15 protein-coding genes are annotated in these 15138 nt (G+C 48.0%); 5 read left to right on the top strand and 10 right to left on the bottom strand.

Annotation, left to right across the window (positions count from 1 at the left end):
• Positions 1 to 2: 2 nt before the first annotated feature.
• Positions 3 to 836: a DUF4198 domain-containing protein gene (locus tag A5320_RS11510; RefSeq protein WP_082971689.1), complete on the bottom strand. Its 834-nt coding sequence runs from the start codon at positions 834 to 836 to the stop codon at positions 3 to 5.
• A 152-nt stretch (positions 837 to 988) separates the two neighbouring features.
• A complete protein-coding gene (locus A5320_RS11505) occupies positions 989 to 1498 on the bottom strand; it encodes a hypothetical protein (protein WP_068064455.1) in 510 nt (169 codons plus the stop codon).
• A 411-nt stretch (positions 1499 to 1909) separates the two neighbouring features.
• On the opposite strand from A5320_RS11505, the gene A5320_RS11500 reads away from it, so the two are divergent.
• From A5320_RS11500 to A5320_RS11490, 4 genes are all read left to right on the top strand, one after another.
• Positions 1910 to 2203 (top strand): high-potential iron-sulfur protein, encoded by a 294-nt coding sequence (locus A5320_RS11500; protein WP_068064452.1) that lies wholly within the window; start codon positions 1910 to 1912, stop codon positions 2201 to 2203.
• Between the two features lie 140 nt (positions 2204 to 2343).
• Positions 2344 to 2631, top strand: coding sequence for a TIGR03643 family protein (locus A5320_RS21705; protein WP_082971688.1), 288 nt, complete (start codon positions 2344 to 2346; stop codon positions 2629 to 2631).
• Between the two features lie 23 nt (positions 2632 to 2654).
• Positions 2655 to 3461, top strand: a complete 807-nt coding sequence (gene folM, locus A5320_RS11495) for a dihydromonapterin reductase (protein WP_068064450.1) — start codon at positions 2655 to 2657, stop codon at positions 3459 to 3461.
• Positions 3461 to 4318, top strand: coding sequence for a CLCA_X family protein (locus A5320_RS11490; protein ID WP_068064447.1), 858 nt, complete (start codon positions 3461 to 3463; stop codon positions 4316 to 4318). Before folM ends, A5320_RS11490 begins: the two co-directional genes overlap by 1 nt.
• Here A5320_RS11490 and dbpA read toward each other — a convergent pair.
• The 3 genes from dbpA to A5320_RS11475 all read right to left on the bottom strand — a co-directional run bounded on the left by dbpA (position 4315) and on the right by A5320_RS11475 (position 7248).
• Positions 4315 to 5697 carry an ATP-dependent RNA helicase DbpA gene (gene dbpA, locus A5320_RS11485; protein WP_068064444.1) on the bottom strand — a complete coding sequence of 461 codons (1383 nt, stop codon included), beginning with the start codon at positions 5695 to 5697 and terminating at the stop codon, positions 4315 to 4317. The genes A5320_RS11490 and dbpA overlap by 4 nt on opposite strands.
• Before the next feature lie 270 nt (positions 5698 to 5967).
• The gene (locus tag A5320_RS11480) at positions 5968 to 6177 is read right to left on the bottom strand and encodes a cold-shock protein (RefSeq protein WP_068064442.1); all 210 of its coding nucleotides are present in this window, start codon (positions 6175 to 6177) and stop codon (positions 5968 to 5970) included.
• A gap of 402 nt (positions 6178 to 6579) precedes the next feature.
• Positions 6580 to 7248: a Bax inhibitor-1/YccA family protein gene (locus A5320_RS11475; protein ID WP_068064440.1), complete on the bottom strand. Its 669-nt coding sequence runs from the start codon at positions 7246 to 7248 to the stop codon at positions 6580 to 6582.
• A 150-nt stretch (positions 7249 to 7398) separates the two neighbouring features.
• Between A5320_RS11475 and nhaR the strand changes: the two genes are divergently transcribed.
• Positions 7399 to 8289 carry a transcriptional activator NhaR gene (gene nhaR / locus A5320_RS11470; RefSeq protein WP_068064437.1) on the top strand — a complete coding sequence of 297 codons (891 nt, stop codon included), beginning with the start codon at positions 7399 to 7401 and terminating at the stop codon, positions 8287 to 8289.
• 133 nt (positions 8290 to 8422) lie between these two features.
• Here the strand turns inward: nhaR and A5320_RS11465 are convergent, their stop codons facing one another.
• The 5 genes from A5320_RS11465 to A5320_RS11445 all read right to left on the bottom strand — a co-directional run bounded on the left by A5320_RS11465 (position 8423) and on the right by A5320_RS11445 (position 14958).
• The gene (locus tag A5320_RS11465; RefSeq protein ID WP_068064435.1) at positions 8423 to 9430 is read right to left on the bottom strand and encodes an isocitrate dehydrogenase; all 1008 of its coding nucleotides are present in this window, start codon (positions 9428 to 9430) and stop codon (positions 8423 to 8425) included.
• A 196-nt stretch (positions 9431 to 9626) separates the two neighbouring features.
• Positions 9627 to 11315 (bottom strand): hypothetical protein, encoded by a 1689-nt coding sequence (locus tag A5320_RS11460; protein WP_068064433.1) that lies wholly within the window; start codon positions 11313 to 11315, stop codon positions 9627 to 9629.
• Positions 11308 to 11703, bottom strand: a complete 396-nt coding sequence (locus A5320_RS11455; protein ID WP_068064957.1) for a DUF3192 domain-containing protein — start codon at positions 11701 to 11703, stop codon at positions 11308 to 11310. The genes A5320_RS11460 and A5320_RS11455 overlap by 8 nt, the downstream gene beginning before the upstream one ends.
• A gap of 262 nt (positions 11704 to 11965) precedes the next feature.
• Complete coding sequence (gene ppnN, locus A5320_RS11450) at positions 11966 to 13324, bottom strand: nucleotide 5'-monophosphate nucleosidase PpnN (RefSeq protein WP_068064430.1); 1359 nt, start codon at positions 13322 to 13324, stop codon at positions 11966 to 11968.
• An 83-nt stretch (positions 13325 to 13407) separates the two neighbouring features.
• On the bottom strand, positions 13408 to 14958 hold the full coding sequence (locus A5320_RS11445; protein WP_068064427.1) for a GGDEF domain-containing protein: 1551 nt from the start codon (positions 14956 to 14958) through the stop codon (positions 13408 to 13410).
• Positions 14959 to 15138 lie beyond the last annotated feature (180 nt).

Raw genomic sequence — 15138 nt, 5'->3', positions numbered from 1 at the left:
GCTTAGTCGGTAATTTCAACCACAGCGCTATAGCTGTAGCTATACGTTGGCGCCTTCGCACCGGCCGGGGCAGCGGCGCGGTGTTTTGCCAGCAGTAAATAAGTGGCGGCATCTTTGACTTCAAAGCTGATTTCACCGGCAGCGTTACTGGCCACTTTGCTGGTTACCGGCTCGGCATTGCCCATTGCACGATGGATTTGCACCTCGCTGTTGGCCAGCGGTTTACCTTCAAACCACAGACGGGCTTTCACCGGCTGATTAATATACAAATCATTGGGATGTGAGATAAATTCCAATTCAAGGCCTTTACCCCAGGGTTTCAACACGGCAGCCGTTGGTTTGCCTTTGCTGACATAAGTTTCGGTCAGCGTGATCGACTGAAAATGTGCGGTCAGCGGCACACCGGCGGGTGGTTGTTGTTTTGGATCGCGGCTGTTCACAGTTTTACCGTCTTGCAACCAGCTTCGAAACACCGCACCTTCGCGCACGCCGCTGCTAAAACGATAACTACCGTCGGAGGTTAGTTGATGTTCCAGCACAATTCGGCTGCGGACCGCTTGTTGTTCGGCTGGTTTTTCCAAAGTACCAGTGGGTGTACGCACCTTAAATTCGCTCTGGTCAAACTTGGCTTCCGGCAGAAAAAACTTGTCGGCAAAAGACGCTTCCAGACTGACCCAACCCCGGATCGGTTCAAAACTTTCCGGTGCCAGATAAGGCACGTGGGCCTGGGCTCCGCCGGCACTTAGCAAAGTGCCGGCGACCAGCATGCTTTGCCATGAGCAGTTGTTGAGTAATAAAGATTTCCGGCGAACGGCAGTGTGACGGGGGGCTGTCATAATATCTCCAGTTGATAATAATTCGCATTTAGATTAATGCGAACGATAACTGAAAATAAACCTATTTGCAAATGAGAATTGATATCATTTGATCTGTTCATCTAGCCAGATAAGCTATGCAGATCATTTGTGAAGTTCGCCAGTACCGATCATCAATGCAGATAATTCACCGTTGCCGATGTCAGGCCAGAAGGATGTTTATTGCCAGCAAAGTCGAACGTGGTGGTGTTATTGGTTTCACCTTGACGGGCAAACTGTTGTTCCGATAGCGCCAGTAATTGACGTTGCTCCATTAACTGGCTGACCAGCAACAATTTGCTTTGATGCATCAATACCGCCACCGTCGCAGGGTGTTCGCTGTCACAGCCGTCGAGCATTTGTTCAAACCAATACAAGCCTTGTTTTAAAGTGCGACGACAACGCCGCCAGCGCTGCTGACTGGCATAACTTTCGGCCAGATTTAATAAAGTCACTGCCAGACAATGAGTTGGCAGTGCTGCTTCGTCGGTATTGAGTTCAACCGGGCATTCTACAAAGGCACAGTGGTACCAAACCGGCCACACATCGGCCAGCGCTTGCTGATAATACTGCTGCGCCAGTTGCTGCTGATGCAGCGAAAATGCCTGATTGCCAAGGGTGATCCAATGCTGCCATTGTTGCATTTATAAACTCTCAATTGATAATAGTTATCATTTAATCTAGCGAAAGGCTGGCTTGCATACAAGAGCTGCGCTAAATTAAATGCGATTAATTCCTATTTACTGCAATATTTGAGGGTGTACATGAAAGAAATTATTTTGCAGCAACTACGCAAAAAGCGCTGGCCGTTGACGATTGTCGGGGCGATGTCGGCTTTTATATATCTGCAGCATCACTGGCAATGGTTCAGCTAATTTGTTTGAATTTTTATGCGCAAGATCAATACCTGCTTTTTCTAATCACCGATAATCATCCATAGACGAACAACCTTCGTATTCACCCTCACTGCCGCTGCGCGTCATTGTTTTTACAACGCCGCAGCTCGCGCAGTTCGCAAGCAAAAACGCATCAAACACCACTGCTGGAGTTAATTTATGTCGCAACTTGATCGCCGTAACTTTTTAAAGCTATCCGCCTGCAGTCTGGTCGGGATCACGATGGGGAGCATCAGCCTGCGGGCTGTGGCTGATGAGCAGTTAAAACCAGATGATCCGCTGGCCGCAGCGATGAAATATGTCCATCAATCAACGGTCGAAGGGGCAAAATGCGGTAACTGTGCGCATGTCAAAGGTGACGCAGCGGCGCAGTGGCGTCCTTGCAATATTTTCCCGGCGAAACTGGTCAATACCAATGGCTGGTGCGCTGCCTGGATGAAAATGCCCGGCTAGCTGAACTTCGGCTTTTGACTGCGGCAGAGTACAGGCTCTGGCGCAGTTCATTGCGCCAATCCCGATCCTACTTTTTACCGTTGATCCGCGGCTCTCTAATGAACGTAATTTTATAAAATGTCGCTTTGGATTTAACTGTGATGTCGTTGTCAGATCCCTCCGTTACCACATACAACACCGCAAATTTCACCCCGGCCGAACTTTCCCGTATCATCGAAATGGCGTGGGAAGATCGCACTCCTTTTGAAGCCATCGCCCATAGTTTTGGTTTGAACGAAAGCGCGGTAGTGCAGCTGATGCGACGCGAGCTCAAGAGTTCAAGCTTTCGAATGTGGCGTCGGCGAATGGCCGGTCGGGGTACCAAGCATCAGCAATTGCGCTCTCCGGGCATCAGTCGGGCTTATTGTCCCAGCCAATACAAGCGTTAATAGGAAAATGAGGAGTCTTTGGCATGCGGGATACACTACTTATTACCGGCGCAGCACAGCGGGTTGGTCTTTATTGCGCACTGGCGCTGCAACAGCAGGGTTATCAGGTCATAATCAGCTTCCGCACCCGCCACGCTGCAGTGGCTGAACTGGAGGCCGCTGGCGTTATTTGTCTGCAGGCTGATTTAACCGATCTTGTTAGTATGTCGCGATTTATCGCCGAAGTTAAAAGCCATAGCCCGCAATTAAGAGCCATTATCCACAATGCTTCTGACTGGCAAAAAGACTTGCCGATCGCACCGACTACAGCCAGCGACACTGATTTATTGGCACAGTTGCAACAAGATGCGGCGGTGTTTGATGCGATGTCGCATATTCATACCAGGGCTGCTTATTTACTCAACCGGGCGTTATTGCCGTTATTGCAGGCTTATGTTCGGGAAAACAGCGAGGGTAGCAGATCGGAGAAACAGGGTTTAGCAGGGGGTCTAATGGCCGATATCATTCATCTCACCGATTTCGTCGCCAGTGTCGGCAGTGAAAAACACCAGGCCTATGCCGCGTCCAAAGCGGCATTGGAAAATCTGACGTCTTCGCTGGCGCGCCAATTAGCTCCGACGATTAAAGTAAACGCCATTGCACCAGCTTTGTTGATGTTTAATGAAGATGATGACGAGCATTACCGGAAAAAAGCACTGGCCAAATCCTTACTGGGCGTGGCCCCTGGTGCTGATGAAGTGTTGGCGACCATCAATTATCTGCTACAAAGCCGTTATATCACCGGCCGGGTATTGCCACTCGATGGTGGCAGGCAGCTGCGGTTGCCGTGATGTCGGTTCATTTGGAAGCTATAAAATCTTCGCCAAGCATCCGCCGCGATTCGCAGCGACTGCAACGGCCATACTTTAGAAATGGCCCCAATCATCGTGCCGGAGCCGATGTCAGTTTCGGCGATATCGTGAAAATATTTGATTTTCAAAGAATAAAAATCGGCCGATGGGTCAGTGCAGCTGAACTACAAATTGCCGCCAACCTGTTTTTTGATGCCCTTTGTGATTTGCAGTTGTTATTGCAGGTGCCGGCGCAGGTGATTTCACTCAACGGTACTTTAGCGCTGAGTTTTGGCATTGGCGGCAGACCGGGCAGTTGTGCATTTTATCAACCGGCTGGTCGGTTGCTGGCGCTGGCAAAAAACGCTGGTGGCGGCAGTCTGGCGCACGAGTGGTTTCATGCTTTTGATCACTATATAGCCGCGAAAATGTTTGAAAATATAGGTTCAAGGCATAGTTTTGCCAGTAAATTATGGTTACAACAGAGTGCACTGCGACCACACCCGCTCAATGCGCTATTAAATCGGGCTTTTAGCCTACTGTATTTAGATAGTAGCGGTCAGCAGCAAAGTGAGTTTTTTAAGATTTGTCGTGATCATGATCACAAATCGAGCCAGCTTTATTATGCGATGCCGGAAGAAATGGCCGCCAGGGCGTTTGAACATATGTTGCAGCAACAACCGCTACAGAACAGCTTTCTGGTTTCAGGTTGTTTAACTGGACCAGCTGCAAAAGCCGGTTTGTATCCAAACGCTGAATTATCGGGAAATTTGACGCAGTGTTGGTTGGAATATTTTTTTACGCTAGGCCAGCTGTTGCAACACAAACAGCTGGCTGAGCGCACAAAAGATACTTAACCGACGATCCGCACCCGGATATTGCGGCCTTTGATGCCCTGGCTAAACATGCCAAGCGCCAGTTTGGTGATATCACTGCGCACCGCGACATAAGCCCAATCATCAAATAAACTGATTTTACCAATATGGTCCCGGCCCAGTTGCTGGTCGGCGGTTAAGGCACCAAGCACATCACCGGCGCGCAGTTTTTGCCGTTTACCAGCGTCAATTAACAAACAAGTCATCGGTGGTTGCAGCGGAGGCAAGCTCAGCACTGACAGATCCGGTAACGGCTCTGCTTCAATAGTGCCGTTCAGCGTATCTTCCAGCAGGCCAATTTTATAACCGTCTTGATCGTTAAACAAACTGCAGGCAATACCGCTGCTGCCGGCACGACCAGTCCGGCCAATACGGTGGGTGTGGGTGTCGACATCATGGGCTAACTGATAGTTAATCACCGCGTCCAGCGCATCAATATCCAGACCACGGGCAGCAACGTCAGTCGCGACCAATACCGAAACCGACTTATTGGCAAAACGCACCAGGGTTTGGTCGCGGTCGCGCTGTTCCAGATCGCCGTGTAATGCCATTACGCTGAAGCCTAAATCTGCAAGTGAATCAGCAACTTCCTGGGTTTCTTTGCGGGTATTACAAAACACTACTGAGCTGACAGGGCGATGCTTTAATAGCAATAATTGCACCGCTTGTAAGCGTTCGGCATTCGAGCCAATTTTGAAAAAATGCTGGCTGATGCTTAAATTGTTGTGGCTGGATTCGACCTGGATCAATTCCGGGTTTTTCATCAGCCGCTCGGCCATCGCCTGAATTTGTTTCGGGTAAGTGGCGCTAAATAATAACGTCTGACGCTCCACCGGCGTATAGGCCATGATTGCGTCTAACGTCGGTTGAAAACCCATTTCCAGCATGCGGTCGGCTTCGTCCAGCACCAGGGTAGTTAAGTCATCAAGTTTTAACGAACCTTTGGCTAAGTGTTCTTCCACCCGGCCCGGCGTACCAACAATAATATGGGCGCCATGTTCCAGACTGCCCAGCTGCGGACCAAACGGCACACCACCACAAAGCGTTAGAACTTTAATATTATGAATGCTGCGACCCAGTTTGCGGATTTCTTTGGCGACCTGATCAGCCAATTCACGCGTTGGGCAAAGCACCAGGCTTTGGACCCGGAATCTTTTTACATCTAATTTGGCCAGAATACCCAAACCAAAAGCGGCAGTTTTACCGGATCCGGTTTTACCCTGACCAATCACATCTATGCCGGTCAATACTTTTGGTAAAGAAGCCGCCTGGATCGGGGTCATTTCGGTATAACCTAAACCGGTTAAGTTTTCGACTAACGCAGAAGGGAGTGCCAAACTGGCAAATGTTAAATTGCTCACAATTTAATCCTGTTAAGTTGCAGCCGCGGCTGCATAAATGAAAAGAGTACAGCCCCGGAACACCCAGGATTTCTCTGAAAACAAAAAGGCCAGAAGCAATTATTAATCAACATTAACAATTGATTCTGACCTTATTACATTGGCATCACGTCATTCCGTTGATGTCACCGTTGCATGCTCCCAGCAACAACGGACATAAAAAAGGGCAACATCCGAAGAGTTGCCCTGATTTAGTTTGGTAAGGTTAACTTACCAAAGTCGGAGTTCTAATTACAGAACAACGATTTTCTCAGCCTGAGGACCTTTCTGGCCCTGAGTTACTGTGAAAGACACGCGTTGGCCTTCCTGCAGTGTTTTGAAGCCAGTGCTAGCGATTGCGCTGAAGTGAGCGAAAACGTCTGGACCTGAAGCTTGTTCAATGAAGCCAAAACCTTTAGTTTCGTTGAACCATTTTACTGTACCGGTAGTTGTATTAGACATGATATGTATCCTGTATATATTTGATAATTAAGCCTGGTATCAGGCGGTGGTGCTGGAAGTGGTGCTATGACTTATGAATACAGGACGTACTAATACAACAGTAACTGTTCGGTGTGCATAAATATGGTACTAACTTTCAAACTGTCGCCATTGTATAGTGTTTAAGCATTCCGTCAAACTTTATTTCAAAATGATTGATGAATTTACACCTGTTCAATCAATTATTATAATTAATGATGATTGAAATCATTGGCTTAGTGTTTATTTGGATGTCGATAATATTTTAGGTAATAGGCTTGAATGGCAGCTGTACGGTCTTAATGCAAAAAAAAACGCCCCCTTGCGGAGGCGAAATATTGGAGATTTTCAGGTATGAATGTCAGAAAAAGATTAAGAAGCGGCTTAGTCGTCGCTGTTCATAAAGCCTAATAACTGCAGCAGGCTGGTAAATAAATTAAAAATGGATACGAACAGGCTGACCGTCGCCATGATGTAGTTGGTTTCGCCGCCATGTACGATTTCGCTGGTTTGCCATAAAATCATCCCGGACATCAACAACACAAACATCGCCGACACCGCCAGGCTTAACGCGGCGATTTCAAAGAAAAACGCGCCAAGCCCTGCCAAAAATGCCACCAGAATACCGACCGTTAAAAAACTGCCCATAAAACTGAAGTTGGTTTTTTTAATTAAGGCATACGCCGACAACGCAAAGAAAATACTGGCAGTACCCGCCATCGCTAAGGTGACAATTTCACCGCCGTTTGGCATCGATAGGTAACGGTTGATGATCGGGCCCAGCGTATAGCCCATAAAACCAGTCAGGGCGAACACACCAACCAGACCCAGGCCGCTGTTGCGAAACTTAGTGGTAAAAAACAACAAACCAAAATAACCCAGTAGCGTGAGTAGAATACCTGGATGTGGCAAATTCAGGCTGCTGCTGACGGTAGCGGTCACCGCGCTGAAAGCCAGCGTCATGGCGAGTAAGGTATAAGTGTTACGAAGGACTTTATTGGTTTCAATCGCAGAAACCTGGCTGGTATAACTATGCTGACGAAGGGTTTCCATAAGTGGTTCCTCTTGTTGCTTAACGAATTACATCGGCTGGCAGAACGAGAGTGCTGCGCCTTTTTCCCAGATTGCAGTTATACCCAAGCTTACAATTCAGGTAAAATCGAATATACCTGAGTTATAATTCGTTAATTTCGAAGGTGTAGCATGACCCCCGTCAATTTTAATCAGCTGTTTTATTTTTACCTGGTCGCCAAAGAAGGCAGTATCGCCAGAGTGAGCGAGCAATTACATATCACGCCGCAGACCATCAGCGGTCAAATCAGTGCGCTGGAATATAGCACCGGCAGTGCCTTGTTTAACCGGCAGGGTAAAAAGTGGTCGCTGACCGAAGTCGGTCGAGTCAGTTATCGTTATGCCGAGAGTATTTTTGAACTGGGGGATGAATTGCGAGCCGTGCTGAAACATCAGAATGTGCGGCATTGGCAAACTTTTACCGTTGGAATTACCGATGTGCTGCCAAAGGCTTTTATATATGAAATGTTAAAACCGGTTTTTAGCATGCCGGAACAACTGCGGTTAATTTGTCGTGAAGGCGAGCAGGCTAGTTTGTTGGCAGAGCTTGCGGTCAATAAAATAGATTTAGTACTGACCGACCAGCCGCTATTACCCAGCAGTTCGATCAAAGCCTATAACCACCAAATCACGGAATCGACCACCAGTTTTTTTGCGGCGAAGAGCCTGGCTGCAACTTTGGCCTTGCAGAGTTTTCCGCAATGTCTGCATCAGCAACCCATCTTGTTACAGAGTAAACGCTCGTTGATCCGGCAGCGCCTTGATGCCTGGTTTGAACAACATGGCATTGCCCCTGCGGTGCGGGCGGAATTTGATGACAGTGCGCTGATGAACGCATTTGGTCAGCAGGGCCTTGGCGTTTTTTCAGCTCCGTCACAAATCGAGCAACAAATTTGTCAGCAATATGAAGTGGTGGTGGTTGGGCGTACTGATGCGGTGAAAGAAGTGTTTTATGCCATTTCACCTGAGCGCAAGTTAACGCACCCGGGCGTGTTGCAGCTTGTGAATTCGCTGGTGCGATAACTGATATCAGATTTCTAAATCTGCAGCATGCGAAAGGAAGGTCAATGGCTGCGACTTAAAGGAGCAACTATGGTGACTGCAGAAATAACAAAGCCGCAGGCGGTGCTGCGGCTTTTTGCTTGCAAAAAAACGCTTATAGTCGTTCTAACATCGCCGCCGTAAAATCGGTGGTGCCATGCACGCCACCAAGGTCACGGGTGGTACGATCGCCGGAAGCAATGACATCGGTCAAAGCTGCACGGATTTTTTGCGCTTTGTCAGCCATGCCCAGATATTCCAGCATTTGGATCGATGCCAGGATCACTGAGCTAGGGTTGGCCAGGTTTTTACCGGCAATATCAGGGGCGCTGCCATGGACAGCTTCAAACACAGCGCAATCGTGGCCAATATTTGCACCGGGCGCCATACCTAAACCACCGACTAAACCAGCACATAAATCGGACAGAATGTCGCCGAATAAGTTGGTGGTGACAATGACGTCAAACTGTTGTGGATTCATCACCAACTGCATACAGGCGTTATCGACAATCATTTCAACGGTTTGAATATCTGGGTACCGGGTAGCCACTTCACGGGCCGTTTTTAAGAACAAACCTGAAGTTGATTTCAGAATGTTGGCTTTATGCACAATGGTGACTTTTTTGCGGTTTTCGCGACGCGCCAGTTCAAAGGCAAACTCAACAATCCGCTCAGAACCTTCGCGGGTGACAATACTCATAGCTTCCGCCAGTTCGCCTTCGTTCTTCACGATTTGGCCGGCTCCGGAATACATACCTTCAGTGTTTTCACGCACGGTAATAATATCGATATTCTCGTAGCGGGCCTTGGTGCCTTTAAATGAAATGACCGGGCGGACATTGGAGTACAAATTGAATTTTTTGCGCAAGGTCACGTTAATGGAAGTGAAACCTTCGCCAACCGGCGTGGTTAAAGGACCTTTTAAGGTGATTTTGTTGCGGGCAATTGCATCTAAAGTTGCTGCAGGTAATAAGTCACCGGTTTTTTCCAGCGCGGTCAGGCCTGCATCTACATATTCGTAATTGAACTGGCACCCGGCTTTATCCAGCACCGCAATGGCCGCTTCAACGATGCTTGGGCCAATGCCGTCGCCTTTAATCACAGTAATAGTTTGCGAACTCATAAAGTTCCTTAATTCTGGTGTGCAGGAAGGGAGATGTCAGTTGGCAGGATCTGAACCAGGCTGAAAAATATCGCCTTGGCCTGACATCAAAAACGCGGGAATGGTAGCATTTTCCGTTATTCGTTTCCAGTTCAGGCAGAACCTTGCCCCATACAGCAGATTGATACTGAAAATAACTTAGTTTGATGTAAGAAAACTACATTCCTGGTTGAATTGGATAATAACAACCACAACGCGCACTGAGTTGTTGTAACCACTCGTGCCAGGGAAACAACGGTAAATCCAGCGCATGCCGGGCGTTTTTGTAGGTGTTTTCGGTGATTTCTGGTTTAACATTCACCCCAAAAAACACCGCTTCGGTCATCATCCAGCCCAAGGCAATGAGTAAACGAGCACACTGCTGCTGTGTGTAATTATTTTGTATTTCAACTAGTTGTCGATAATAAAGCGCACCATCCTGCCACATCATCGGTAAACCAACGGCTGCAACACTTTGTGAAACCTGCCGCGGATAATCCGTTTGTTGCCAGCACATTTGGTAACTGAATTGCAGCAGTGGTGATGGCTTGTCCAATGTCGCTTGCAATGGCAAGTACCGGCAGCGCTCATCTTGTTGCAGTGGCAACACAAAGCATCCGGCAAGCAATTCAGCATCTGTTGCCGAAAGCACCACTGAATTTGTATGCTCGGCCAGCAATTGCCAGGCGTTGGCGAGACACAGCTCCAATTGGCTAAACCAGCTTTGATAAGGCTGGCGGCAGAGCTGACTTTGTTGTTGCAACCAGCCCTGACGCAAAATTTGCGGCAACTGATCGGCGCCAATTAATGCGACTGCATGCGACAAACTTTCGATCTGCAGCCCCTTGCGGGTGCGTTTTCCGGCCTGTTGTAATAAATGGCTGCTCAGTTGTGGATGTTGCTCCAGCCACGCCACTTGTTTTCGCACCGGATGATTTGGGTTCAGCTGCTGAATTTCCGCGATGGCCAGTGGCGGCAATACCGTCTGCTCCCGGGCTGCAGTGACAAACAAATCCAACCATTGACTGCTCGGCAGCAGTCGTGGCGGTAACAATTTCAGGCTGGATTCGGTCAGTTCGATAGGGTGAGGCTGTAGTTTTTTGCTGGTTAAATCAAATATATGGCCGGAGAGTGCTGGCTCAGCGGTGATGATCAGAGCCACTTCACCAATAGTGTCACTGCAAAACCTGCCTGCGAGTAGCAGAGTCCGGCCTAACTTAGCAAGTTGTCCGGCAAAATGACGCTGCTCCGGATTTGCTGGCTTGTGCATAAGTTGCTGGATCACCAGCTCCAACCCAGGCACAGTTTTTGTCAGGCCAGGCGTAATTTGCAGACTCAAGTCATTGCAGAACATTAATGCGGCTGCATAAGGTACCCGCTGTGTCGTCGATTTTGGCTGCTTACTGACACTGCTGTCGGTCAGCAATTGTCGCCAGTGTCGATGTTGGAAGTCTGCGCCAAAAGCTTTGAGCGTATACAAACCGGCCTGCTGGCTGAGCTGTAGCGCTTGCTCCTGTGATGCTGGAGTGGTCTGACTGAGCTGATGAACAATGCCGGTCAGCCGAAACAAATTGCCAGCCAGTAGTTCTTCCAAAACCGTTGATGGCCAGTCGCCTGCAGTTGCCAATGCTGATAGCAGCACCGATTGTTTCATCGCCAACTGGCTGATGTACATAGTGTTGACCGGAGTTAACGCCAGTTGACTGAATGCCAGTATTGGCTGTTGCTGGCATATTTTCGCCAGCTGCACCGCAATTTGTTCGGCAATCAGCGGCAGTTTGTCGCCATCTGGCGGTGATTTTACTTGTTGGTAAAATCGATCCAGATATTGGTAAAGCTGCAGCAATGCCGTCGATTCTTTAAGCATGTGGTTTGGTAACTTGCTGATACAACGTAACTGCGTCGGTATCCAGTGCAATCAATTGTTGGTTTTTGAACAATAAGGCCGTGCATTCATGTGTAGTGGTAATACCGTCGGAAACTGCGCGTTTGGTGCGGTAGTACATCAATTGGTAAGTATCAGCACCAATCTTTTCCGCTTCAGTAATATCCGGGCCACCTAATTTTTCAATGAGGTCGGTTTGCTTGACAGCGCTGGTGTTGGTCAGTTGAGAGATGAACTTGTGATTAAAAGCTTCGCGATCACTCCAGACCATTTGTGACGGATCATCCGGGTAGTAATTCAGCACCATCCAGGTTATGACTGGATAACACAAGACCGCACCGGTCAGTATCCACCAAATTCGCTTACTCATGTGTTTTGCTCCGACACTGCCTGGCAGGTTGTGTTTGTAGCAACCGGTGGCGATACCGCCTGAAATTCGCGGCGAGTCCATCGCTCAGATCGGTGGCCATTGGTTGCCATTGATTAATACTGGTACAAAAAGGATACAAAAAGCTTGCCATATATTGTAGCGCTGCCTGATGCTAACCAATTTTATGCTGTTTGTCAGGGCAGATCAGGTCAACAACAGCCCACGACGACCAGTGTCGTGGGCTGGTTTTTCGAGACGGAATTCAGAGGGCGATTTTATAACAAGGAACATATTTGCTGCCAGGCAGTTTCATCCGGCCCTGTGCGACAAAGGCCTCTAACAGCTTGTCCATCAGCACCATTAATTTCGGCTCACCCGACAATACAAAAGGTCCGTGCTGCGCAATGGCTTTGATGCCTTCATCTTTTACGTTGCCAGCGACAATGCCGGAAAAGGCACGCCGCAGATTAGCCGCAAGCTTGGCCTTGTCTTGTTCCAGGTGCAAATTCAGCGCCGCCATATTCTGGTGAGTAGGTGCAAATGGGTGCTGGAAATCACTGTCAATTTGCAGCGACCAGTTAAAATGATAAGCATCACCGACAGTTTTACGGAATTGACGAAGGTCAGCGCAACCTTGTTTCAACTTTTGTGCGACCAGTGCCGGATCATCAATAATTACTTCAAACAATTTTAATGCCGCAGGGCCTAACGTTTGTTCGATAAATGACTGTAATTCCAGGAAATAAGCTTCGCTTTGTTTTGGTCCGGTCAGGATCACCGGTAACACCTGATCTGCATTGTCCTGATGCAACATAATACCCAGTAAATACAGCAATTCTTCAGCAGTGCCAGCGCCGCCGGGGAAAATAATAATGCCATGGGCTGTGCGGACAAAGGCTTCCAGGCGTTTTTCGATATCCGGTAAAATCACCAGTTCATTGACGATTGGATTTGGCGGTTCAGCAGCAATAATGCTCGGTTCGGTCAAGCCCAGATAACGACCGTGACGGATCCGTTGTTTGCTGTGGCCAATGGTAGCGCCTTTCATCGGGCCTTTCATCGCGCCCGGTCCGCAGCCGGTACAAATATTCAGACCGCGCAAACCCAGTTGATAACCGACTTCTTTGGTGTATTTATATTCAACTTCATTAATAGAATGACCGCCCCAGCAGACAATCATATTGGGTTCGGTGCTGGAATTGATGACCCTGGCATTTCGCAAAATATCAAACACAGTGTGGGTCAGGTGATCACTGTTTTGTAAATCAAAGCGGTTTTGATCAACGCCAAGTTGGGTGTGGTAAAACAGAATATCGCGCAGCACAGCGAATAAATGCTCGTGAATACCTTTGATGATTTGGCCGTCGACAAAGGCATTTAACGGCGGGTTAAACAACTCAATTTTTATTCCGCGTTCACGTGCAATCAGATTGACACTAAAGTTCTCAAATTGCTGATAAATTTCCGCCGAACTATCAGTGTGACTACCGACATTCAACACAGCTAAACAGCAATTGCGGAACAATCGGAAAATTTCGCTGTTGGCATTTTGTTTCAGTTGATCAACTTCCAGCTGCGACAATAAATCCATCGCACCCAGTGGGTTCAATTGTACATGCATGATGACTCCTTGTGGGCTGACATCACCACGACAAGCTGATGTCAGGATCGAATGTGCGGGTCGGCTCTGGTGATATTTCAGCGTTATTTTTTGAAAACCACCTTGTCCCGGCCATTACGTTTGGCTTCGTACAATGCTTCGTCGGCGCGATCAAAAGCTTCGCGGTTGGTGTCAGCACCACGTAATTCGGTGGCGCCAAAAGAAATGGTGATAGGCACATTGGTGTCTTTAAACTTAAACGGGATCCGTTTGATTTTTTCCCGGATCGCATTCAGCGGTACCGACAAATCTTCCATTGCAGTTTCCGGAAACAGCAAAATAAATTCTTCACCACCGTAACGGGCAATAAAATCGGTATCCCGCAGACTTTGCTTGAGAGCCTTGGCAATGACTTTGAGCGTTTTGTCACCGGCACTGTGACCATAGCTGTCATTGATGTTTTTAAAGTGATCGACATCGCCAAGCACAATGGCTAAAGGTTTGCCAGAGCGCTTAAAGCGTTTGACTTCAAGTTCGTAACGTTCATCAAAGGCGGCGCGGTTTGGTAGTTCGGTTAATGAGTCCTGTAAGCTTCTGAATTTTTGTTCGGCCAGCCGTTTTTTGAACTGAGACGCTTCTTCTTCCAGCTCTTTTAACCTTGCATCCATTTGCTGTACTGCTTGTAGCAACAGCTGACGCTCCTGACGTTCCAAATCTTCTTTATCTTTTAACGAGGCGGTGATAGCGCCTAACTTGTCCGATACCATCAGCTGCAATTGCTCCAGCGATGTGGCGGATTTGGTTTCCTGTCCCAATAATTCAATTTGACGCTCAATCTGCTGATTAAGCACCTGCATTTTTTCTTTGATGTTATTGCTGGTATTCAACGAAGTTACTAACGATTGCTGCACGCTGGTCAGGGCTTCGTTCAACTTCAGTAGGAAATGCTGGGCAGACTGGCGTTCGTCGTTGATGCTGGAAATAATAATTTCGATGGTGTGCAGACAAGCTTCCAGCAGCTTTTCGATGCCAAGTTCTGATAATAGACTCAACCGAATGCTTTCAATCGACTTGGCGTATTGCCCTTCAAACGCAAGTTCACTGAGTAAGTTAGTAAGTTCAACAGAGATTTGCCGACAAATTGCTTCATAACGCGTGGCATCACTAAGCTCTTCAATCGCCATATTTTGCTTGGCATTCAGTGCCAGTTGGTACAGTTCGGTCAGGTGCGTCAGATGAGGTAAAAAGGCCTGGACACTCGGTGTAGGCTCGTCGACTTTATTCAATAAATCGCGTAAATCCCGTCGCAGCTGGTCGGGCAAACCGCGTTGCTTTTGCAACAATTTGCCGGCAACGGTCAAGCTTAGTTGTGCCCGTTTAACTTCCTGATGCTGTTTCGATTCGAGGATTTTCAGATGTTCAGTGGTGCCGTCTACCAGCGGTAATACTTTTTCAAGATCAACGCCTTTACCCAGTTCCACCCGCAATTTTGCCAGTTTATTGTCTAACTCAATGTCAATCCCTTTACAGACTAAAGACAAACGGGACACGAACTGAGTCAGAATTTTAAACTGACCTTCGTAGGTATCTTCGAGTTGTTTTCGGGCTTTTAATGCCGCTGTGAGTTGTTGCTTGAGATTGTTTTCAGTGTCCACTACAAACGTTTTCCTGGCGCTCACCGAGTTAACTTGCCGGTAAGTATATCGTTAATAACGGAAAAAGCGCAGTCGTTTTGGCAGTTGCTTTAAAAAAAGCACGATGGATGCAAGGGGCCGTGCGGTAGGTTACAAAACGATGGTCGGCTCCATAAAAAACGGCAAGCCGTGGCTTGCCGT

Origin of the sequence: Rheinheimera sp. SA_1 (assembly GCF_001669775.1) — a bacterium.
Classification (GTDB): Bacteria; Pseudomonadota; Gammaproteobacteria; order Enterobacterales; family Alteromonadaceae; genus Pararheinheimera.
This window is presented reverse-complemented; position numbering and strand designations above follow the sequence as displayed.

What these genes read in the sequence shown, in the direction of transcription:
- A5320_RS11490 (WP_068064447.1), top strand. Translation starts at nt 3,461, where the DNA reads ATGTCGGTTCATTTGGAAGCTATAAAATCTTCGCCAAGCATCCGCCGC.
- A5320_RS11465 (WP_068064435.1), bottom strand. Translation starts at nt 9,430, where the DNA reads ATGAGTTCGCAAACTATTACTGTGATTAAAGGCGACGGCATTGGCCCA.
- ppnN (WP_068064430.1), bottom strand. Translation starts at nt 13,324, where the DNA reads ATGCATGTACAATTGAACCCACTGGGTGCGATGGATTTATTGTCGCAG.
- A5320_RS11480 (WP_068064442.1), bottom strand. Translation starts at nt 6,177, where the DNA reads ATGTCTAATACAACTACCGGTACAGTAAAATGGTTCAACGAAACTAAA.
- A5320_RS11500 (WP_068064452.1), top strand. Translation starts at nt 1,910, where the DNA reads ATGTCGCAACTTGATCGCCGTAACTTTTTAAAGCTATCCGCCTGCAGT.
- folM (WP_068064450.1), top strand. Translation starts at nt 2,655, where the DNA reads ATGCGGGATACACTACTTATTACCGGCGCAGCACAGCGGGTTGGTCTT.
- A5320_RS11455 (WP_068064957.1), bottom strand. Translation starts at nt 11,703, where the DNA reads ATGAGTAAGCGAATTTGGTGGATACTGACCGGTGCGGTCTTGTGTTAT.
- A5320_RS11510 (WP_082971689.1), bottom strand. Translation starts at nt 836, where the DNA reads ATGACAGCCCCCCGTCACACTGCCGTTCGCCGGAAATCTTTATTACTC.
- A5320_RS11460 (WP_068064433.1), bottom strand. Translation starts at nt 11,315, where the DNA reads ATGCTTAAAGAATCGACGGCATTGCTGCAGCTTTACCAATATCTGGAT.
- A5320_RS21705 (WP_082971688.1), top strand. Translation starts at nt 2,344, where the DNA reads ATGTCGTTGTCAGATCCCTCCGTTACCACATACAACACCGCAAATTTC.
- A5320_RS11475 (WP_068064440.1), bottom strand. Translation starts at nt 7,248, where the DNA reads ATGGAAACCCTTCGTCAGCATAGTTATACCAGCCAGGTTTCTGCGATT.
- A5320_RS11505 (WP_068064455.1), bottom strand. Translation starts at nt 1,498, where the DNA reads ATGCAACAATGGCAGCATTGGATCACCCTTGGCAATCAGGCATTTTCG.
- nhaR (WP_068064437.1), top strand. Translation starts at nt 7,399, where the DNA reads ATGACCCCCGTCAATTTTAATCAGCTGTTTTATTTTTACCTGGTCGCC.